Raw genomic sequence first — 19,664 nt, 5'->3', positions numbered from 1 at the left:
AAAGGGTCCTTCGCCGTTGCACCTCGTTTGAGGGCGATGCACTTCCACCGCCCGCCATCGACCTGAAGAACTTCAATGCCTTCGGCGAAGGTATTTGGAACCAGTGGGAGCACAGGTTCACACTTCATTAACTGGAATCACGTGGAATGGTCATGCGGAACAGGCTGAGGAGCCGATGACCGTACCAGTGGAAGACACCCGGGAGGAATGGCTGCGGCTAGACCGGGTGGCTTCTCGCTCTCTTGCCAAGCATCTGAAAGCGCCCGAAGGGCGCCACTGCGCGCGAGCCGAAGGCGCGCGCGCCCTCGGGCGATTTTGGCGAAGCCAAAGCGCAACCGCCGTAGGCGGGGTTGCCGATATGTCACCGCTTAATCATTGTCGAAGCGGCTGGGTTCAGGCGACTGGAACCGCCATGTGTTTCCGACGGGGCCATCGATTTCTACTTCTGCGATAGGGGCAAGGGTCAGCCCGATTGCGGATGCTCCGGATTCCAGTGCGGCGCGCAGCGGGTTGCCGCTGTCATCCAGCGTTACGCGGTAGGGATAGGGGGCGTCGCAGCCTTGGAGCGTGCCGGACCAGCTTGTTGCAGGCACAGGTGCCGTACCGATGCAAGTTTGGCGGTTCGACATTTGAACCTCGATCCCCGTGGCGGAGACCGTGACCGTCTGGGGCTGCGGCGGAGTATTCAGGCAGCCTGTCAGAAGGGCTGCGGGCAGGATCAAAAGGATACGGGTCATGAAAGCACTTTCTCAAAGGGGCCAGATCAGCGGTATCGCCAAACAGACGACAATGCCAAGGCTGAGGTTCAAAGGCAGACCCACGCGCACAAAATCGCTGAAGGCGTAACCGCCCGGGCCGTAGACCAGCATGTTGGTTTGGTAGCCGATCGGGGTGGCGAAGCTGGCCGAGGCCGCAATCATCACGGCGATCACCAGGGGGCGTGCGTCAATGCCGACGGCGGCGGCGAGCGCGATTGCAATGGGGGCCATGATGACGGCAACGGCGTTGTTGGAGACGAGCTCGGTCAGGACCATCGTAAGGTAGTAGACAGCGATCAGAAGCACCCAGGTCGGCGCGGCAGACAGAGCGGGGGCGACTTGTTCGACGATCAGATCGACCGCGCCTGTATGCGAAAGTGCTGCCCCAACGGCGAGCATGGCGAAGATCAGGGCCAGCAGCCGGCCGTCGATGAAAGAAAACGCCTCTTCCGCGTCAATGCAACCAGTCAGCAGGACGATGGCGACGGCTGTGATGGCAAGAGCGAGGATGGGGGCCACGTTGAACGCCGCAAGTACAACGATGCCGATCATGCAGGCGATGGCGATGGGGGATTTGGCGCGGCGATACGCACGCTCGGACGGTTGAGACACATCCACAAGGTCCATATCGGCGGCGAGGCGTTGGATATCGGCAGGATCGCCTTCAAGCAGGAGCGTGTCGCCGACGCGAACCACCAAATCGTCCAATTGCGTGCCGATGTTCTGGTTCCTGCGGTGGACGGCCAATGGGTACACGCCGTAGCGGCGACGCAAGCGGAGCGCACCGAGCGAGCGGCCGATCATGCGACAGCCGGGGGTAATCAGCACCTCGACGGTAGCAGTCGCCACCTGGCTGAGCTTGTCGACCGTCTTGAGGTCTTTCGACTCTTGCAGACTGAGGACCTCCGACATCTCGGTGCGCAGGACGACGCGGTCGCCTTCTCGCAGCTCGACTCCTTTGAGGTCGCGGCGCAGAGAGGCATCGCCGCGCAGGACGTCAATCAGGCGAACGCCGTCGCGTTTGAACAGATCAACCTCTTGCACCGCCTGCCCGATCAGGGCGGACCCTTCGGGGACCGCGACCTCGGTGAAGAATTTCGGGCGAGCCCGACCTCCGCCCAGAAGCGCGGCCATGGAGGTGCGATCCGGTAGAAGTCTACGACCGATGAGGGTGAGGTAGAGCATGCCCCAAGCGACAACGACGAGGCCGATGGGGGTAACCTCGAAGATTGTGAAGGGCTCCAAACCCTGCGCTCGCGCCACGCCGTCCACCAGCAGATTGGTGGAGGTGCCGATCAGCGTCAACGTGCCTCCCATGATCGCGGCGTAGCTGAGGGGGATGAGGAATTTCGACGGCGACTGGCCGAGTATCTTGGCGATCTGCACGAAGACCGGGATCATGATGACCACAATCGGCGTGTTGTTCATGAAGGCCGAGGCGACGGCGACGAAGGCCAGAAGGCTCACGACAGCGACGGCGGGGCGGGCTTTGGCATTTGTCTCAGCGAATTTTGTGAGCCGATCGAGGGCGCCTGTGCGCACCAGTGCCCCCATAACGATGAACATCGCCGCAATCGTCCACGGCGCGGGGTTGGACAAAACGGCGATGGCGTCATCATAGGGAAGAAGTCCCAGAACCAACAGGCATGCGGTGCCGCCGATGGCGACAACCTCGGTTGGCCATTTCTCCCACATGAAAAGGGCGAACATGACCAGAAGGACGGTCAGGGCGAGGAGTCCCTCGCCGGTCTGGGATAGCGGCAGATCAAGCATGTGAAGCCGTCAGCTTGGAAGCGTTACGGGGAGTGTGGCCGAGGCCGGTGACGGCGGCAAGGCGCGTTATTGCGCGGGCTGCGTCGCGAGCCGCTTGGTTATTGCGCGGGCTGTGCCGCGCCGGGGCGCGGGGTCACCAGAAATAGCCCCACCATCATCAGCGCCAGCGCGGCCCAGACCCAGGGGCTGTAGCTTTCGCCGAGGATAAGCTTGGCCCAGAGGATTCCGAAGCCCGTCACGAGGTAGCCGACCTGCGCGGTGAAGACTGCGCCCGCTGCGCCGACCAGCCAGACATAAGTGACGTAGGCCGCGACATGGGCGATGGAGGAGCCAAGGATGGCCCAATCCGGCGCACCCCATGGGCCGAGCGGATTAATCCATTCGCCAGTCACGACTGCGAGCGGCGCCGAAATTAGGAGGCCCAAGATGGAGGCCCCAGCCAAAACCTGCATCGCATCCAGGCCGTAGGTGCCCCACTTCCCCACGATGTTTCCCTCGCAAGCGTAGAGAAATGGCGCGATCAGCGCGATGGGCAGCCAGATGGCCATTCCAGCCTCGGGCAGGCTGGTGTCCGGCAGGGCGATGAGGACAATCGCCAGCAGGCCGAGGGCCAAGCCAGTGATCCGGGCGGGCGAGAAACGGTCCATCGCGAGCCCGACAGCGATCGGAAGCGCCATCATCGGCACGGTGGCGATCACTATGGAGAGGATGCCCGATGGAAGGTGCACGGCGGCGGTGAAGCTGGCCCAATTGGGGAGGATCGTGCCGATGAGCGCGATCAGCAGGTAGAACCGCAAGTGGGCGGGTCGGATGGGCAGGGGCTTGCGGCGGATCAGCAGCAGCGCACCAAGCAGCCCTGCCCCGATTGCGAATTGCCAGAAGATGATGCCGATATCACGATATCCCTCGGAGACGGCAATTTTCGACAGGGGCTGGGTGATGCCCCACGCCGCGCCCATGCCGACGAGGATTGCGATCAGGGTCGTTCGGCTTTGGCTCATGGGGTGGAGGCTTGCAGCCGCCCGCCCTCTCGGATCGGAGTGATGGCCGTGGCTTTTCCGCCTTGGTCCGTCTCGATCAGAACGCCGGAGAGCGTCGCATCCCCCGTGGCGGGCGTGAAGCGTTCCTTTGGCATTCCTGTGAGGAAGCGGCGCAGAGGCTCTTTCTTCTCCATGCCGATGACGGAGTTGTAGTCGCCGCACATGCCCGCATCGGTCAGGTAGCCGGTGCCGCCGGGCAAGATCATGGCGTCCCCCGTGGGGACATGGGTGTGGGTGCCGACGACCAGCGACGCGCGACCATCAAGGAAATGGCCCATGGCCATCTTCTCGGATGTCGCCTCGGCATGGAAATCGACGATGCGGACAGCGGCTTGCCCCCCAGTTGCTTGAGCGCGGCCTCAAGCGCCGAAAACGGGTCGGCAAAGGGGCGCTTCATGAAGACCTGGCCAAGCGCTTGGGCCACGAGGATTTTGCGGCCTTTGACATCGAACAGGCGCGCGCCCTTGCCAGGGGCCTGGGCGGAGAAGTTCAGCGGGCGGAGGATGCGCGGCTCCGTTTCGATGAACTGGAGCATGTCTTTCTGGTCAAAGGCATGGTCGCCCAGGGTCAGGCAATCGGCCCCTGCATCAAGCAAGGTCTTTGCGTGGGTGCCAGACAGCCCCGCGCCGGAAGTGGCGTTTTCGCCGTTTACCACGGCAAAGTCGACACGCCAGTCGGTTTTGAGTTGGGCCAGACGGCTCGTGATGGCGGCCCGGCCCGCGCGGCCCATGACATCACCTAGGAAGAGAATACGCATCTGCCGGAGTTATTCCGGTGTGCGCGGCGGGGCAAGGGGGCCTTGTTCGGTGACGAGTGCATCGAGAGGCTGGTCCGTAGGCTCCTGCGGGACATCTGGCAGTTCCTGTGCGGCATAGGCGAAGCCGATGGCGCGGGTGGGAGCGGCGCTGCGCAGGCGTTCTAACGTGCGGTCATAGAAGCCGCCGCCATAGCCCAGACGGTTGAGGTTGGCGTCGAAGGCGACCAACGGGACAATGAGGGTGTCGGGGGTGAGCCAGTCGCCCACCGCGGGGACCTGCGCGCCGAAGGGGCCGCTTTCCATGGTGCAATCGGGGGTCCATTCTCGGAAATCGAGCGGCTGGCCTTCGCCTTTGATGACAGGCACGCAGAGGCGCGCGCCGAGGGCATGGAGTTCCGACATGGCCGAGAGCGGAGAAATCTCGGTGCGGATCGGCATGTAGCCCGCGATGATGCGGCCTTTCGCGCGGCCAATGGCAGCCAGCAGATGCTTGGTCGCGGAGCCGCCCGGCACGGCGGCATGGGCGGCCTTGCGGGCGGCGAAGGCGGCTTGGCGAGCGGCGGCTTTGCGGTCTTGGGTCATAGGGTGCATAGGCCACGGCGCGGGCGTCGGGCGCAACGGGCTTTCCGACGCGTGGGGCATCGGTTACGACAAGGCCATGCTGACATTGGATCATATCGTCGTCACAACCAGCGACTTAGGTCGGGGCGTGGCAAACATCGAGGCGCGGCTGGGTCAGGAATTACTTCCGGGCGGGCAGCACGTGGCGATGGGCACGCACAATCGGCTGCTGTCGTTGGGGCCAGATGCCTATTTTGAGGTGATCGCGGTGGACCCGGAGGGCGCTGAGCCAGATCAGCCACGTTGGTACAACCTGGATGCGCGCGGGCCGGGATCAGGGCTGACCCACTGGGCGGCGCGGTGTGATGATCTTGAGGCCGCACTGGCGCGCGCGCCCGAGGGGTGTGGCGTGCCGTGGTCGCTGGAACGTGGCGATTTGCGCTGGCGGATGGCCGTGCCAGAGCGTGGGCAGACGCCGTTTGGCGGGCTGTTCCCGGCGTTGATCCAATGGGATACGCCGCCACCGGCGTTGCGGGATACTGGGGTGCGGTTGGCGGATTTGCGGCTGCTGACACCTGACGCAGACGCACTGGAAGCGGCGTTGGGGCCCATCCTGACGGACACGTGGATCACGATCGAGTATGCGGAAAAACCTCGGATTGAAGCGGTGCTGCGCACAAATGGCGGTGTTGTCCAGCTATGATCCGGCGCGCCACGTCAGAGGATTTGCCGGTCATTTTGACCCTGTGGAACGAGGTGATCCGGGAGACGACGATCACGTTCACCTCCGCCCCCAAAACTGAAGACCAAATCGCGAAGGTTCTGGCGGATCAGCCGGTTTTCGTGCCTGAGATCGACGGGGCCTGCGGCGGCTTCGGCACCTATGGCCCGTTCCGAAGTGGCGATGGCTATGCCCGGACGATGGAGCATGCGATCTACCTGAGTGACGCGGCGCGAGGGCATGGGCTAGGGCGCGCGCTATTGGGTGCGTTGGAAGACAGTGCCCGGGCCGACGGGGCGCATTCGCTGATCGGCGGGATTTCGGGCGAGAACGAAGGCGGCCTGGCCTTCCATGCCGCGATGGGCTTTGTCGAAGTGGGGCGGGTGCCGGAGGCGGGGCATAAATTCGGGCGTTATCTGGACCTTGTACTGATGCAGAAGATGCTGTGAGTGTTTTCGGCCTGACGTTTGCAGAAAGACCGCGCTAAGGTCAGCCCATGTCATTGTGGTCTCGCATATCAGACGCGTTGGAGGCGCTGCGGCAAGGGGAAAGCCTGTCGGAGGTCTTTTCACGACTGCGCTCGCCACCTGAACGCACCGTGGCTTTCACCATCGCCGTGATCGCCCTGTCGGCCAAGATGGCCAAGGCAGACGGGTTGGTGACGCGCGATGAGGTTACGGCCTTCCGCGAAGTGTTCCACATCCCGCCCGCCGATGAGCCTGCCGCCGCGCGCGTCTTCAACATGGCCCGTGAGGATGTGGCCGGGTTTGAGACCTATGCCGAACGCATTGCGCGCATGTTCCGGGTCGAAGGCCAGCCATGCGGTGTGGACTCTGTTCTGTGTGACTTGATGGAAGGGCTGTTCCACATCGCAGCTGCCGATGGCGAATATCACCCGGCCGAAGATGCATTCCTGGCGCGGGTCGCGGACATTTTCGGGATGGAACGCCCGGCCTTTGAGCGGCTGCGCGCGCGCCATGCGCCCGACTATGGGCCGGATCCCTACACGGTTTTGGGTGTCTCGCCAGATGCTGGCATGGACGAGATCCGTGCCGCGTGGCGGGCCGAAGTCCGCGAAACCCACCCCGACCGCATGATTGCAAGGGGCGTCCCCGAGGAAGCCGTGCGCCTGGCCGAACGCCGTATGGTGGCGATCAACCGCGCCTGGGAAGAGATACAGGCGGGCCGCGCGGCCTGAAGAGGCCATGCTGCGAGGAGAGCCAAAGGCTTGAGGAGGGGCAGAATGCGGATCGCAACTTACAATGTTGAATGGTTCCACACGCTGTTTGACGATGCGGGGGATCTGATCCGCGATGCCAGTTGGTCCGGACGGCGCGATGTCACCAAAGCGCAGCAGACGGATGCGTTGATCACCGTTTTCAGGGCGCTGGATGCCGATGCGGTGTTGGTGGTGGAGGCCCCGGATTGTTCGCGCGGGCGCGACGGGGTCGCGGCGTTGCGCAATTTCGCCGAGGTCGCGGGCATCCGGGCGCGGGCGGTTTGCTTGGGGTTTGAAAACGAAACGCAGCAGGAATTGATGCTGCTCTATGACGCAGACGTGATCACAGCGCGGCACGACCCCGTGGATATAGGGGCGCCGGGCTTTGAGACCGAGTTTCGGATCGATCTGGATATCGACGCCTCCGAAGACGTAGTGCGCTTTTCAAAGCCGCCCCTGGAACTGGCCCTTGAGACACCTTTGGGCGCGCTGCGCATGATCGGGGCACATGTGAAATCCAAAGCCCCCCATGGGGCGCGGGACGAGGCCCATGCCATGCGGTTGGCGATTTCCAACCGGCGCAAACAATTGGCGCAGTGCATCTGGTTGCGGCGCCGGATCGAGGCGCATCTGCAGGCAGGCGACGCCCTGATCGTGGCTGGCGATCTGAACGATGGCCCGGGCCTTGATGAATATGAGGCCCTGTTCGGTCGATCCGGGTTGGAGATTGTTCTGGGGACCGAGGCGGCGCAGGGATTACGCCTGTTTGATCCCCATGCGGCGCGCGCTTTGCAATCGCGGGTGTCCGCCGCGCCCACGACCGCGCGTTTTTTCCTGCGCCATGAGGGGCGCTACCTGCAGGCATTGCTGGATTACGTGATGATTTCGCCTGGTTTACGGGCCCGTGCAAAGGGCTGGCACATCTGGCATCCCTTCGATGATCCGGTCTGTTGGGGCCAACCGAAGGTGCGCGACGCATTGCTGACAGCATCGGACCATTTCCCTGTCAGCCTTGATCTTGAGGCTGAGTAACCCCCATCTAATGCCCATGAAACATGTAATTGCAGTGAGTTTGACCGCCGGGGCGTTGGCGCTTGCGACGCCTGCGGCGGCGCAGGACGACGGTGATCTGAGCGAGGGTCTGGGCCTGTTGGGCGAAGGCGCGCAGATGATCCTGGAAGGTCTGATGGAGGAAATGCGGCCGATGCTGGAAGAGGCGCGGCCCTATTTCGAGGAAGAGGTTCTGCCGTTCCTGAACCGGATGGGCGAGTTGATGGATGACGTCACCTCCTACGAGTTACCGGAACGATTGCCCAATGGTGACATCATCATCCGCCGCTCGCCCGATGCGCCGCCCTTTGAGCCTGAGGTCGGCGAAAACGGCGACGTGGAGCTTTAGGGCAGCGGAGGGATTGCGCCGCGCCCTGCGCGTCGCCGGTGGCGCGGGCTGACGCCCGCGCGAGGGGGCTCTGCCCCCGTCCTTGGACTCCCCCGGCATTTTCGGGGAACAAAGATGGGCAGTCGACTTGTGACCCGGAACGCACGGGCGCATATCTAGCCGAACGCCAAATGACACGAGGATTTCCCATGCGCCTGACTTTTCCCGCCCCTGTCCGTGATGCAGCCTCTGATGCCGGGGGATGCCGTTGGGCGATCTGCCGGAATGGGATCTGAGCGATCTCTATCCGGGCGAGAACGCGGCCGAGTTGAAGCGGATCTGGATTGGCTGGAAGGTGCTTGTCGGTCCTTCGCGGAGGATTACGAGGGCAAGTTGGCGGATCTGGACGCGGCGGGGCTGCTGGAGTGCACGCTGCGCTATGAGAAGATCGACCTGATCGCAGGACGGATCATGTCGTTTGCGGGGCTGCGGTACTACCAGAAGACCACGGATGGTGAGCGCGCCAAGTTCATGTCGGACATGCAGGACAAGATCACCGCATTCACCACGCCTCTGGTATTTTTCTCTTTGGAATTCAACCGGATCGAGGATGCGCAGTACGACGCGATGATGGCCGACAATGCCGATCTGGGCCGATACAAGCCGGTTTTTGACCGGATGCGGGCGATGAAGCCGTACCAATTGTCGGATGAGTTGGAAAAGTTCCTGCATGACAAGTCCGTTGTCGGCGCCTCGGCGTGGAACAAGCTGTTCGATGAGCAGATCGCGGGGCTGTCGTTCGAGGTCGATGGCGAGGCGATGGGGATCGAGGCGACGCTGAACCTGTTGACCGATAGCGACCGGGCGCAGCGGGAAGCGGGCGCGCGGGCACTCGCCGCGAAATTCAGTGAAACCGCGCCGTTGTTCGCGCGGGTGCACAACACGCTGGCCAAAGAGAAAGAAATCCATGACCGCTGGCGGGGCCTGCCGACGCCACAAATGGGGCGGCACCTGTCGAACCATGTAGAGCCGGAGGTGGTTGAGGCGTTGCGCAATGCCGTCGTGGCCGCCTATCCGCGGCTATCGCATCGCTATTACAAGCTGAAGGCCAAGTGGATGGGTCTGGACACGCTGGAGGTCTGGGACCGTAACGCACCCTTGCCGATGGAAGAGGACCGGCTTGTGGGCTGGGATGAGGCGCGGCGCCTCGTGTCGGAGGCTTACGCGGCGTTCGATCCGCGGATGGAAGAACTGGCGCGTCCGTTCTTCACCGATGGCTGGATTGATGCCGGCGTGAAGGAAGGCAAGGCACCCGGTGCCTTCGCGCATCCCACGGTGACGGATGTGCACCCTTACGTGATGCTCAACTACCTGGGCAAACCGCGTGACGTGATGACGCTCGCCCATGAATTGGGCCATGGCGTGCATCAGCGGCTGGCGGCGGGCCAGGGCGAGATGTTGTCGTCCACTCCGCTGACGCTGGCGGAAACCGCATCCGTGTTTGGTGAGATGCTGACATTCCGCAAGATGCTGTCGGAAGCCAAGGACGATGCCGCGCGCAAGGTCATGCTAGCGGGCAAGGTCGAGGACATGATCAACACGGTCGTTCGGCAAATCGCCTTCTACGATTTCGAATGCAAGCTGCACGCGGCGCGTGGCAATGGCGAGCTAACGGTCGACGACATCAACGCGCTGTGGATGTCCGTGCAAGGCGAAAGCCTGGGCCCCGTGTTCAATTTCATGGAGGGGTATGAGACTTTCTGGGCCTACATCCCGCACTTTGTGCACTCGCCCTTCTACGTCTACGCCTATGCGTTTGGCGATGGCCTCGTGAATGCGCTCTATGCCGTCTATGCCGAGGGTGCGGAGGACTTTGAGGAGAAGTATTTCGACATGCTCAAAGCCGGCGGATCAAAGCACCACAAAGAGCTTTTGGCGCCCTTTGGCCTGGATGCCAGCGACCCTGCGTTTTGGGACAAGGGGTTGAGCATGATCGAAGGCTTCATCGACGAGCTTGAGGCGATGGAGTGATCCCAAAGGTTTCTCTGGCTCGGCTTGGGCCAGAGGATAAGGCGCGGTTTGCGCATATTCGGGTGTTGCCGAAGCAAGAGGTGTTTTCCGGCACGCCGGAGGAAGCCTTTGCGGAAGACCCGTTGCGGTTTGATTTGCACGGGATTTTTGCGGATGGCGTTCCGGTCGGGCTGTTCAAGATTGACCGAGCTTACCACTACAACATCCCCATCTGCGCGCAGGGTGCCTTGGGTCTGCGGGCGTTCATGATTGACGCGGACCATCAAGGACGCGGGATTGCAACGGCAGCGGTGCGGGCGATGCAGGCGCATTTGGCGGGCCAATACCCTGACCGGCCGAGTGTCGATTTGACCGTCAACCATGTGAACAAGGCCGCCATTGCCTGCTACCTGAAGGGCGGTTTTGTCGACACGGGCCAGGATTGGCTGGAGGGTCGTGCCGGACCGCAGGATTTGTTGAGGATGGCGTTGCAATGATGGACCGCAGGATGGTTTTGGCGAGTGCGGCGGCCCTCGCCGCTCGACCGGGATGGACGCAAAGCGATCCGATTGCGGCGTTGGTCGATCAGGTTACGAGAGAGGCTCTGGTCGATACCGTCCACGGGCTGACCGCGTTTCCGACCCGGTTCACGGAGCATCCTCAATTTCCGGTGGTCGAGGCGTGGGTTCACGATTTGATGGCTTCGCAGGGAGACGTGACGCGGTTTGCCTTCGAGATGCCGTCGGGCAAAACAAGGCACAACTTCATTTTGGGCGATGCGAGTGACACACGCGGCGTGATCCTGATCGGCGCCCATTTCGACAGCGCATCAGAGATATCGATGACCAGCGCACCGGGTGCAAACGACAATGCAACAGGCATGGCCGCGATGTTGGAGGCGTACCGCATCCTGTCTGGTGCAGGGTTGGACAAAGGCGTGGCTGCAGTGGCTTTTGCGGGTGAGGAGCAGGGCTTTTTCGGCTCGCAAGCTGTTGCAGAGTTCGCGCGTGCCGAGGGTTGGCCGATCGAGATGATGATCAACCTCGACATGTTGGGATGGCGACCGCCAAACCCGGCGATGCCGATGGTCGTCGAATACGACATGGGCAATGTGGTGCCGAGCAACGATACGGCATCCGAGGCATTCGCGCGCATGATGGCAGTTGTGGCGGCGCAGTATACGACCCTGAACACGACTCACACTGACATTTGGGCCAGCGATTACATGCCATTTGAGGCGGCCGGATTTCCAGCGATGGGGCTCTACGACGGCGGCGTAGAGGACCCGCGCTATGGGACCAGCAGAGATACTCTAGATGCGCTGGATTTCGCGCGGTTGGAGCAGGCCACGCGCTTGGTGATTGCAGGAGTAGCCCGGTATTGCGGGCTTTGATCGCCTATTTCAGCTGACTGTCCTTCGAGCCCCGCCGGTTGATGCCCTACGCACCTCAGGGCGGGCATCACGGTCCGTCGCGCACTCAATGCAGAGTTTGACACCAGGAATGGCCTTGCGCCGCGCGTCGGGGATTGGCTCGTCGCAATCGGCGCACTGGGTCAGACTTTCGCCTTGCGGACCTTTGCGCGCGCGCAGGCGCGCAAGTTCATCGGAGATCGACGCCTCGATCTGTTCACTAACTGCGCCGTCTTTCGCCCATCCGCCCGCCATGGCCCCTCTCCAAATGCTGCGCGCTCTTACTTCGCCGACCAAACTAACTCGGGACGGAATGCCAAAGGGTTCAAGAATGCCGACATACAGGCAGCGGCCGAACGCGATTTTTGCCGGCGTGGCTTTTGCGGGAGGGATGAGCCGCACAATGGCATAGCGTTGCGAAGGCGAATGAAGAAACCTGCCCCTCCTCGGATCTCGAGGCTCTGCTCGCAGCGTTCAGGTTTATCGCTGAGCTTCGCGCCTTAGAGCTTGCTATGTGATCCGTCACAAAGTGGCGCTTTCGCCGTCGCCTTGCACCCACAGAAAAACGCTTTGCCGTCTTTCTCGGCGGTGTATTTCATCGGGGTGAAGTCACTGCCCTTGTGCGAACCGTCGCAGAAGGGCTGGTTCGCCGATTGACCGCACGAACACCAGAAGTAGCTTTTCCCAGCCTCGACATCGACGGCGTAGGGGGCGGTTTGGGCGATCTTGGGGGCGTCGGACATTGTGGTTTGCTCCGTGCTGGCTGGTGTTGGAGGACTAGAAGTGGCGGTCGCGCCCTCCGCGTCAACCGGCCGGGGCGCGCAGGCCATGTGCGCCAGCGCTCAGTCACAGCTGGTTAGTCCAGATCTGTCCAGGGCCAGGGCTTCACCTCGGATGCGGCCACCTGATAGCGGGCGGCCTTGGCGATCCAGATGCCCAGATCGGTGCCGAAATCTGCCAGCCGCTCGTTCGGCTCGCCCTTGGAGGCAAGCATGACGATAAACTGGATCACGGTCACAGCGGTCAGGATCGTGCTGGCAAAGCTGAGCATGAAGGCAATGATGATCATGTAAAGCAGGCGCTGGAGCAGGCTGTCTTTCTCGGCCAGCGGCTGTTCGCCATTCATGCGTCCGTCGAGGCTTTCATCATCGTTGCGAGACATTGGCGCATTCCTCTGTGTGACGTGGGGCCAGTTTAGCCGTTGGCGCGACCCATGGCAAAGATCGCATCAAGCGCGGATTGCGTGCCCCGGGTGAATTCAAGCGGGTTGCCGAAGGGGGTGCCATCAAGCGCGTGGGCGGCCACGTTTTCGACTTGCGCAATGTATTGATCGACCTGCGGAAAGCGGATGACCTCCGCCTCGGTATCCGAACGGGTCAAATGGATTTGCGCCTCGCCCCAATAGTATGCGTTGAAGGGCGTTTGCAGGGTGAGCGTACCTTTGTCGCCATGGAAGGCCATGTGTTGATGCTTTGTGGTGCGCATCGAGAGATGGAAATTGAAGCGGATATCGCCGGCGCGCATGGCGATCCACGTGCTGGTATCGACGCCACTTTCGAGGACCCAATCAACATGGGTCGGTTGTGGTTCAAGCCCCGTTGCGAAGCGGAAGCCGCCGATGGGGTAGACCCCGATATCGTAAAGCGCGCCGCCGCCCATATCTTGGCTGAGGCGGATGTTGGAAGCGTCGAGGCCACCGAAACAGAAGCTGCCCGTTACGGTTTTGAGGGTACCGATGGCGCCGTCCGCGATCAGGTCGCGGGTGCGGGCCCATTGGGGGTGATGGGCAGGCATCCATGCCTCGGCAATCAGGTTTCCGGTGCGGTCGCGGGTGTCGATCAGTCGGTCAATGTCGGCGGTCGACAGGCCAATAGGCTTTTCACAGAGCACATGTTTGCCGGCCTCAGCCGCCTTAATGCTCCACTCGGTATGGAGCGCATTGGGCAGCGGGATGTAGATGGCGTCGACCTCGGGGTCGGCAAGGATCGCGTCATAGTCGGTTTCGACGTGCAGCCCGGGGAAGCGCTCGGTGAACGGGGCCGAACGTTCAGGCGCGCGTGTGGCTATGGATTTCAAGCGGGTGCGAGCGCTGGCGTGGATGGCAGGCGCCATCGTGCCAAGCGCAAAACGGGCCGTTCCAAGGATGCCCCATGTCAGATGATCTTTCATGGGGCCTTGGTAGCGCGGTGCGGATCAGGCCGCCAGAGGGGTGGTGTGACTGCGCGGGCCGTGGGCTGCGGCCATCATCGTGGCCAGCATAGCGCCAGTCGCGTTTTCCCATGCAGAGGTCAGCGCAGGCGTACACCCGAGGCGATCGGCGACGGTATCGAGAAATGCTGCGTGGATTGCGATGTAACCGCGCGGCGCCATGCCTGCATCGCGAAGATGCAGCGCAAGGCCAACGAGGATGTCCCGCGTAAGGTCCGGGCGGTCGGCTGCAGGGGCCGCAGCCGTCAGTGTTGCGAAGACCGTGCGCAACAATTCGTCCGAGGTCGCCAGGGTCGGGGTGTAATGTGCGAGACGGCTGGAAAAGACCAGGAACCCTTGTTCCTGCTTTGCATCCAGGCGCGAGACCGTGGCGCGGACAAGGGCAGCGGGGGACATAGGGCGAAGGGTTTGAATGGTCATAACAAGCGTGCCTTTCGGCTTTGAAGGGGTGCAGATAGTATGGGCGCGGCGGCAAGCCGGCGAAAGGTCAGGTATCCCCCACCCTTTCGAATCCCACTGCACCTCGACCTAAGGCAACTTGGTAAACGAGTTATGAAACGAAAAACGGCCCGCGTGGGGAGGTCACGCGGGCCGTCATGGTTCGTCTTGGAGGAGACGAGATTTAGGCGGTGGCGAGCATGCCCTGCTCTCGCGCCATTTCGCGCATGCGCTTTTGCAGCTTCTCGAACGCGCGCACCTCGATCTGGCGGATACGCTCGCGGCTGACGTCATAGACGCCAGACAGGTCCTCTAGAGTGACCGGATTTTCCTGCAGACGGCGCTGGGTCAGGATGTCTTTCTCACGATCGTTCAGGACTTCCATCGCCTCTTCCATCAGGGCCATGCGGGCCTGATATTCGTCGCGCTCGGCATAATCAGTTGCCTGGTCGGCGTCTTCATCTTCCAGCCAATCCTGCCATTGGGCGGAGCCCTCATCATCGGAGCCTACGGTCGCGTTCAGCGATGCGTCACCGCCCGAGAGGCGTCGGTTCATGGAAACGACTTCCTGCTCCGTCACGCCCAAATCATTGGCGATCCGCTCAACGTTCTCAGGGCGCAGATCACCTTCTTCAAGGGCACCGATCCGGGCCTTGGCCTTGCGCAGGTTGAAGAACAGCTTCTTCTGCGCCGAAGTTGTGCCAAGCTTCACCAGCGACCACGAGCGCAGGACGTATTCCTGGATCGCGGCGCGGATCCACCACATGGCGTAAGTCGCAAGGCGGAAGCCCTTATCCGGGTCGAATTTCTTGACGGCCTGCATGAGGCCCACATTGGCCTCGGCAATCACTTCGGCTTGCGGCAGACCATAGCCGCGGTAGCCCATCGCGATTTTCGCGGCGAGGCGCAGGTGGGATGTGACCATCTTGTGGGCGGCTTCGGTATCTTCCTGCTCGACCCAGCGTTTGGCGAGCATGAATTCCTCTTCCGGCTCCAACATCGGGAATTTGCGGATTTCCTGAAGGTAGCGGTTCAGGCCGCCTTCTGGCGTCGGTGCGGGTAGATTTGCATAGTTGGCCATGATCTTGGTCCCCCTGTTCACGGGACGGGCGCTACGGCCCGGTTGGATTGCATGTAAATACGATTAACTTCTTTACAAGAGGTTAAACTGAAAAACCGGAAGAGAGGTATAGCGCCTCGCGCGTACGAACGGCAAGCGCAGTGCGCTCACAATATCGTGCATTTTCGCACAGGCAGCCCTAAGACGCGGAGATTTCAGCCAACAGCGCCTGAAAATCACCCGGGATCGGCGCCTCAAACCGCAACATGTCCTGCGTGACCGGGTGGGTGAACCCCAGAATAGCGGCATGCAGGGCTTGGCGCGGAAAGCCATTGATCGCGGCCGAACCCGGCACCTTCTCCGACACTTTCCGCCGTCCGCCGTAGGTTTGATCGCCAACCAACGCGTGCCCGGCATGGGCCATGTGCACCCGGATCTGATGCGTGCGCCCGGTCTCCAACCGACACGCCACAAGTGCCACGGGGCCATGCGCCTCAAGCACACGCACGCGGGTGACGGCATGCCGACCACCGGAAAACAGCACTGCCTGGCGTTGGCGATCTGTCTTGTGCCGGGCAAGCTGGGTCGTGATTTTCAATGTCGCCCCTTCAAAGCTGACACCTTTCACGCCCCGCAGGCGCGGATCGGAGCCATCGGGCACGCCGTGGCAGACCGCAAGATATTCCCGTTCCATCGAGTGATCGGCGAACTGTGCTGCCAGCCCGTGATGCGCGCGGTCAGATTTGGCGACAACAAGAATGCCCGAGGTATCCTTGTCGATCCGGTGGACAATGCCCGGGCGCTTTTCACCGCCCACGCCAGACAGGTTGCCGCCGAAATGGTGCAACAGCGCGTTGACCAACGTGCCAGAGGGCGAGCCGGTCGCGGGATGAACGACCATACCGGCAGGTTTGTTGACGACGATCAGATCCGCATCCTCGAACAAAATGTCGAGGGGGATATCCTCAGGCAGCGTGTCGACATCTGCCGCCTCTTCCACCTTGATCTCGACCACATCGCCTTCGGCCACTTTGGCCTTTGGGTCCGTCACGGCCACGCCATTCACCTTAACGGCTCCGGCTGGGATCAGTTTTGCAAGGCGCGAGCGGCTGATCGCCTCTGCCTCTGGCACGGCGCGCGCGACTGCCTTATCAAGGCGCGGTCCCGGATCGGGGCCGATGGTAACCGAAACGATGCGCGTGGATGCGGACATGTCTGACCCTGCCAGTGAAGAAGAGCTTCCCCTACCCCCGTCTCTGCGGTTCCTCAAGACACTGGTGACAGGTCTGGCCGTTATGATGGTGCTGGGTGTGGGCGCTGTGATCCTGCTCATGCTCGTCTACCTCAGCGACAATCGCCGTCCGGTTCTCGTGCATCCCGGACGTTTTCGAATTTCCGCTGGGAGTGGAGACAGTGGGTTACAGCATCGTCAACGGCTACACCATTTTGGTGGGCGACGACGGCGTGATCCGGGTCTACGCGTCGGACACACGCGAACTGGTCGATACGCTTGATCTGAACGAGTGAAGGTTGGGATGGTACCAGCGCCCCGGCTCGAACGGGGGACCTCCTGATCCACAATCAGGCGCTCTAACCAACTGAGCTACGCCGGCACACCGCCGGGGAATAGCGCCGAGGTTTGGCGATTGCAAGGGGTGTCAGGCGGTCAAATCCTTGGTCCATTCCTGTTCCACAAGGTCCACCCCAAACGAATGGACGGGCCTCGACGACACACATGTGAATCCCGCTTTTTCGTAGAGCGCGCAGGCGGCCCGGTGGCTTTCGTGGGTCCAGAGCGTCATGCGTTTGAAGCCCTGCGCACGGGCATGATCAAGACACAGGCTCAATAGCTTCTGGCCAAGCCCCTTCCCCGCGCGCCGGGGACAAGCAGGAACAGGCGCAGTTTTGCGGTGTCCGGATCCGGCCCGGTGACGCAGAAGATGGAACCAAGGCGCGTCGTGCCGTCCCATGCGATCCAGCCACGCTCGACCGGTGCGCGCCGGTGGTCAATGAAATCGGCAAGGATGCGGGCGACCAAGGCCTCGAAGCTCGCGTCAAAGCCCTCTTCGGTCGCGTAAAGCGTCGCGTGCTGTTCAATCAGCCAACCGGCATCTCCGGGCGCGAGGTCACGAAACTCAATCTCAGCCATGGCCCCCTTCTCTTGCACTTGGGCGGCGCGGTGCGCTACCTCGTCTGCGCAACCTTGGAGACGCGAGCGATGGGCATCAACAGCGAAAACGAAATGGCGGCTGACCTTCAGATCGGGCCAACGACGCTTGGCATGGTGCGCATCTACATTGCAGGTGAGGGGATTGACCTGCCGATGGATTTCGACCCGGAGGAGGCGGAAGAGATTGCGGATGAACTGCGCGCCGCAGCCGCGGCCGCGCGTAAAGCCGCTAAGAAGGGTTAGAGGACACTCGGGCCCGACCGTGAAGTCGGCCCCATGCCTCGCACCAAAAGGGCTTGTTCAGAAGCTGAACCGAAGGCCCACATTCACGGACAAGTCGTTGTAATCACCGGTCACAATGCCCGTGCTTACACCTGCCGGGTTGAACCGGTTCGACTCCACATCAAACAGGCGGCGATACCGAAGGTCAGCAGTCAGTGCGAGCGTATCGCTAAGGTCGTATGACCCACCCGCGATCAACTGGGCTGCGAACACCGTGTCATCTTCGTTCACCGCCACGCCGGGTCCATAAACAAGATCCTGCTCAACAAAAGCCGCGCCAAGGCCCGCGCCGAAATAGGGTGTGAAAGGTCCGCCTGTGTCGAAATCGTAGTGCACGTTGCCGAACAGGGTTGTGGCGCGAATGCCGCCATCGACATTGACCTCTGCCGCCGGCCCATTGCCGGAGAAAAAGATCTGATCGGCATCGGACTGGGAGTAGCTCAATTCAACTTCCGCCCGGACCGAAGGCGCGATCGTTGCGCCGACGCCAATGCCAAAGTTGAAACCGCTGTCATAGTCAGTATCGACCGACTGCAAGCCGCCCGGCGGCGTGATGATGCCGTCGAAATCCGATTGGCCTTCAAACGTAACGCCGCCGAAGACGAAGCCGTACGGGTCTTGCAGGGATTGCGCCGACGCGCCGGTACCAGCGGCGATGAATGAAGCGATAAGGAGGGAGAGAGTTTCATGGTGTGTTTCCTGACTGCGAATGATCTCACCCCGTCCTAGCCACGGGAAGTCATCACTGGGAAATCACCTTGGCGTGTAACTTTTTCCTATAATTTTCAGGTATTTGTGTTGCGCGCAAATGCGCATAGAGGCCTTCATTTTTGCACCGAATAAACTGGGCCGCTCAGGTGTTTTGCATAGTTACAGGACTTGTTCTGGGTCGCGCAAAAGGTGCAATCGAAGCGCCGCATGACGTGCAAATTTCTGCGTCACGGCCTTGCGCCGGGCACCTGCCAACTTGGTCTCGGGGCCAAACCGCAGGATTTCGGCGTCATACCCATCCGCGATGATCAGGCCAGTCTCATCGGGCAGCAATTCGGTCGGGAAATTCTCATCCACCGCCCAGAAATACCGGTCGCCCCATTCGAGATATCCCTCCCATTTTGCGTCCGAGGTGAAATCGACGCGAGAGGATTTGCATTCGATCACCCAGAGCTCTCCTTTCGGGCCAAGCGCCATCACATCCAGCCGCTTGCCACGTTCGGGCGCGAATTCCTCCAACGTCACAAAATCATGGGCGCGTAAATGGCGGCACACGCCCCGGGCCAAAAGCTGGCCAGGTTTTGCGTTTGCGAGGGGATCAAGCACCGTGTCCATCTGGGCAGAATGGAACATTAACAGAACATTTACAAGCGCGCAGCGCCCTTGCCCCATGGCCTCTTCCCGCCTACATGGCGTGGGGACGGGTCTGCCCTTCTTCGTACCTGTGGCAATATTCCGGTGGCCTTAAGCAATTCCGAGGGAGCTGGCTCTGGCCGGGCCGTGGTCCGGTTACCTGGCGCCCACCTGTACATACAGGTCCTCGGGAATGAACGCCTCTACGGTTGTGGTGGTCCCCGTCACCTAATCCTCCGACCGCTCGGATAGCATCATGATGCGGATGCCCATCTGAACCGAGCCGAACGTGATCGCGCAAAGAACCCAAAACACGGCGACCGCCAGAGGCCCCTCACGGGTATGCGTGACCAGATGCCAAAGGTTGGCGACATTCATCCACAAAAGCAAAGCGACGAACACGGCCGCGACCAGCGATCCAATCACCGCGTGGCGCAGCAAGAAAGCGATATGTTTGGGCATGGGAACACCTTCCGTGACGCTCGAAAAGGTAGCGCGCTGCACCAGACGCGTCGAGGCCAGATGGCCCCATCG

23 protein-coding genes, 1 tRNA gene and 4 pseudogenes are annotated in these 19,664 nt (G+C 61.8%); 10 read left to right on the top strand and 18 right to left on the bottom strand.

The window, feature by feature from the left end:
- Positions 1-368 precede the first annotated feature (368 nt).
- From ACZ1HK_RS19445 to ACZ1HK_RS19425, 5 genes and pseudogenes are all read right to left on the bottom strand, one after another.
- Positions 369-737 carry a hypothetical protein gene (locus ACZ1HK_RS19445; protein ID WP_472630080.1) on the bottom strand — a complete coding sequence of 123 codons (369 nt, stop codon included), beginning with the start codon at positions 735-737 and terminating at the stop codon, positions 369-371.
- A 12-nt stretch (positions 738-749) separates the two neighbouring features.
- Complete coding sequence (locus ACZ1HK_RS19440) at positions 750-2,531, bottom strand: SLC13 family permease (protein WP_472630079.1); 1,782 nt, start codon at positions 2,529-2,531, stop codon at positions 750-752.
- A gap of 98 nt (positions 2,532-2,629) precedes the next feature.
- Complete coding sequence (locus ACZ1HK_RS19435) at positions 2,630-3,532, bottom strand: DMT family transporter (RefSeq protein WP_472630078.1); 903 nt, start codon at positions 3,530-3,532, stop codon at positions 2,630-2,632.
- A pseudogene (locus ACZ1HK_RS19430) lies at positions 3,529-4,328 on the bottom strand (TIGR00282 family metallophosphoesterase). Before ACZ1HK_RS19430 ends, ACZ1HK_RS19435 begins: the two are co-directional and overlap by 4 nt.
- 9 nt (positions 4,329-4,337) lie before the next feature.
- Entirely contained in the window at positions 4,338-4,910 is a 573-nt protein-coding gene (locus ACZ1HK_RS19425) for a 5-formyltetrahydrofolate cyclo-ligase (protein WP_472630077.1), read from the bottom strand.
- A gap of 76 nt (positions 4,911-4,986) precedes the next feature.
- On the opposite strand from ACZ1HK_RS19425, the gene ACZ1HK_RS19420 reads away from it, so the two are divergent.
- From ACZ1HK_RS19420 to ACZ1HK_RS19385, 8 genes and pseudogenes are all read left to right on the top strand, one after another.
- A complete protein-coding gene (locus tag ACZ1HK_RS19420; RefSeq protein ID WP_472630076.1) occupies positions 4,987-5,592 on the top strand; it encodes a VOC family protein in 606 nt (201 codons plus the stop codon).
- Positions 5,589-6,059, top strand: coding sequence for a GNAT family N-acetyltransferase (locus ACZ1HK_RS19415; protein WP_472630075.1), 471 nt, complete (start codon positions 5,589-5,591; stop codon positions 6,057-6,059). The genes ACZ1HK_RS19420 and ACZ1HK_RS19415 overlap by 4 nt, the downstream gene beginning before the upstream one ends.
- 47 nt (positions 6,060-6,106) lie before the next feature.
- Positions 6,107-6,808: a TerB family tellurite resistance protein gene (locus tag ACZ1HK_RS19410; RefSeq protein WP_472630074.1), complete on the top strand. Its 702-nt coding sequence runs from the start codon at positions 6,107-6,109 to the stop codon at positions 6,806-6,808.
- Positions 6,809-6,853: 45 nt separating this feature from the next.
- On the top strand, positions 6,854-7,861 hold the full coding sequence (locus ACZ1HK_RS19405) for an endonuclease/exonuclease/phosphatase family protein (RefSeq protein WP_472630073.1): 1,008 nt from the start codon (positions 6,854-6,856) through the stop codon (positions 7,859-7,861).
- A 34-nt stretch (positions 7,862-7,895) separates the two neighbouring features.
- Positions 7,896-8,228: an AAA+ family ATPase gene (locus ACZ1HK_RS19400; protein WP_472630072.1), complete on the top strand. Its 333-nt coding sequence runs from the start codon at positions 7,896-7,898 to the stop codon at positions 8,226-8,228.
- 188 nt (positions 8,229-8,416) lie between these two features.
- Positions 8,417-10,238: pseudogene (locus tag ACZ1HK_RS19395) on the top strand (M3 family oligoendopeptidase).
- Entirely contained in the window at positions 10,235-10,714 is a 480-nt protein-coding gene (locus tag ACZ1HK_RS19390) for a GNAT family N-acetyltransferase (RefSeq protein ID WP_472630071.1), read from the top strand. Before ACZ1HK_RS19395 ends, ACZ1HK_RS19390 begins: the two are co-directional and overlap by 4 nt.
- Positions 10,711-11,610 carry a M28 family metallopeptidase gene (locus tag ACZ1HK_RS19385; protein WP_472630070.1) on the top strand — a complete coding sequence of 300 codons (900 nt, stop codon included), beginning with the start codon at positions 10,711-10,713 and terminating at the stop codon, positions 11,608-11,610. The genes ACZ1HK_RS19390 and ACZ1HK_RS19385 overlap by 4 nt, the downstream gene beginning before the upstream one ends.
- A gap of 4 nt (positions 11,611-11,614) precedes the next feature.
- Here ACZ1HK_RS19385 and ACZ1HK_RS19380 read toward each other — a convergent pair.
- From ACZ1HK_RS19380 to ACZ1HK_RS19350, 7 genes and pseudogenes are all read right to left on the bottom strand, one after another.
- Positions 11,615-11,883 (bottom strand): annotated as a pseudogene (locus tag ACZ1HK_RS19380) (DksA/TraR family C4-type zinc finger protein).
- A 245-nt stretch (positions 11,884-12,128) separates the two neighbouring features.
- Entirely contained in the window at positions 12,129-12,371 is a 243-nt protein-coding gene (locus tag ACZ1HK_RS19375; RefSeq protein WP_472630069.1) for a CDGSH iron-sulfur domain-containing protein, read from the bottom strand.
- Positions 12,372-12,484: 113 nt separating this feature from the next.
- Positions 12,485-12,790: a DUF4389 domain-containing protein gene (locus ACZ1HK_RS19370; RefSeq protein ID WP_472630068.1), complete on the bottom strand. Its 306-nt coding sequence runs from the start codon at positions 12,788-12,790 to the stop codon at positions 12,485-12,487.
- Between the two features lie 32 nt (positions 12,791-12,822).
- Positions 12,823-13,797 carry a Gfo/Idh/MocA family protein gene (locus ACZ1HK_RS19365; protein ID WP_472630067.1) on the bottom strand — a complete coding sequence of 325 codons (975 nt, stop codon included), beginning with the start codon at positions 13,795-13,797 and terminating at the stop codon, positions 12,823-12,825.
- Between the two features lie 24 nt (positions 13,798-13,821).
- Positions 13,822-14,256, bottom strand: coding sequence for a hypothetical protein (locus tag ACZ1HK_RS19360; protein WP_472630066.1), 435 nt, complete (start codon positions 14,254-14,256; stop codon positions 13,822-13,824).
- Positions 14,257-14,458: 202 nt separating this feature from the next.
- Positions 14,459-15,355, bottom strand: coding sequence for an RNA polymerase sigma factor RpoH (rpoH, locus tag ACZ1HK_RS19355; protein ID WP_472630065.1), 897 nt, complete (start codon positions 15,353-15,355; stop codon positions 14,459-14,461).
- 178 nt (positions 15,356-15,533) lie between these two features.
- Complete coding sequence (locus tag ACZ1HK_RS19350; RefSeq protein ID WP_472630064.1) at positions 15,534-16,547, bottom strand: RluA family pseudouridine synthase; 1,014 nt, start codon at positions 16,545-16,547, stop codon at positions 15,534-15,536.
- On the opposite strand from ACZ1HK_RS19350, the pseudogene ACZ1HK_RS19345 reads away from it, so the two are divergent.
- Positions 16,513-16,725: pseudogene (locus tag ACZ1HK_RS19345) on the top strand (DUF6476 family protein); the annotation flags it as partial. The gene ACZ1HK_RS19350 and the pseudogene ACZ1HK_RS19345 overlap by 35 nt on opposite strands.
- Before the next feature lie 145 nt (positions 16,726-16,870).
- Here the strand turns inward: ACZ1HK_RS19345 and ACZ1HK_RS19340 are convergent.
- The 3 genes from ACZ1HK_RS19340 to ACZ1HK_RS19330 form a co-directional block, all read right to left on the bottom strand.
- Positions 16,871-16,947, bottom strand: a tRNA-His gene (locus ACZ1HK_RS19340).
- A 45-nt stretch (positions 16,948-16,992) separates the two neighbouring features.
- Positions 16,993-17,181: a GNAT family N-acetyltransferase gene (locus ACZ1HK_RS19335; RefSeq protein WP_472630063.1), complete on the bottom strand. Its 189-nt coding sequence runs from the start codon at positions 17,179-17,181 to the stop codon at positions 16,993-16,995.
- Positions 17,178-17,483 carry a hypothetical protein gene (locus ACZ1HK_RS19330; protein WP_472630062.1) on the bottom strand — a complete coding sequence of 102 codons (306 nt, stop codon included), beginning with the start codon at positions 17,481-17,483 and terminating at the stop codon, positions 17,178-17,180. Before ACZ1HK_RS19330 ends, ACZ1HK_RS19335 begins: the two co-directional genes overlap by 4 nt.
- Before the next feature lie 69 nt (positions 17,484-17,552).
- Between ACZ1HK_RS19330 and ACZ1HK_RS19325 the strand changes: the two genes are divergently transcribed.
- A complete protein-coding gene (locus ACZ1HK_RS19325; protein WP_472630061.1) occupies positions 17,553-17,747 on the top strand; it encodes a DUF6324 family protein in 195 nt (64 codons plus the stop codon).
- A 57-nt stretch (positions 17,748-17,804) separates the two neighbouring features.
- Here the strand turns inward: ACZ1HK_RS19325 and ACZ1HK_RS19320 are convergent, their stop codons facing one another.
- The 3 genes from ACZ1HK_RS19320 to ACZ1HK_RS19310 all read right to left on the bottom strand — a co-directional run bounded on the left by ACZ1HK_RS19320 (position 17,805) and on the right by ACZ1HK_RS19310 (position 19,592).
- Positions 17,805-18,443 (bottom strand): outer membrane protein, encoded by a 639-nt coding sequence (locus ACZ1HK_RS19320; RefSeq protein WP_472630885.1) that lies wholly within the window; start codon positions 18,441-18,443, stop codon positions 17,805-17,807.
- A gap of 213 nt (positions 18,444-18,656) precedes the next feature.
- A complete protein-coding gene (locus ACZ1HK_RS19315; protein WP_472630060.1) occupies positions 18,657-19,130 on the bottom strand; it encodes an MmcB family DNA repair protein in 474 nt (157 codons plus the stop codon).
- Between the two features lie 228 nt (positions 19,131-19,358).
- A complete protein-coding gene (locus ACZ1HK_RS19310; RefSeq protein WP_472630059.1) occupies positions 19,359-19,592 on the bottom strand; it encodes a hypothetical protein in 234 nt (77 codons plus the stop codon).
- Positions 19,593-19,664 lie beyond the last annotated feature (72 nt).

It is taken from the genome of Gymnodinialimonas sp. JB5-7 (genome assembly GCF_055693405.1).
This window is presented reverse-complemented; position numbering and strand designations above follow the sequence as displayed.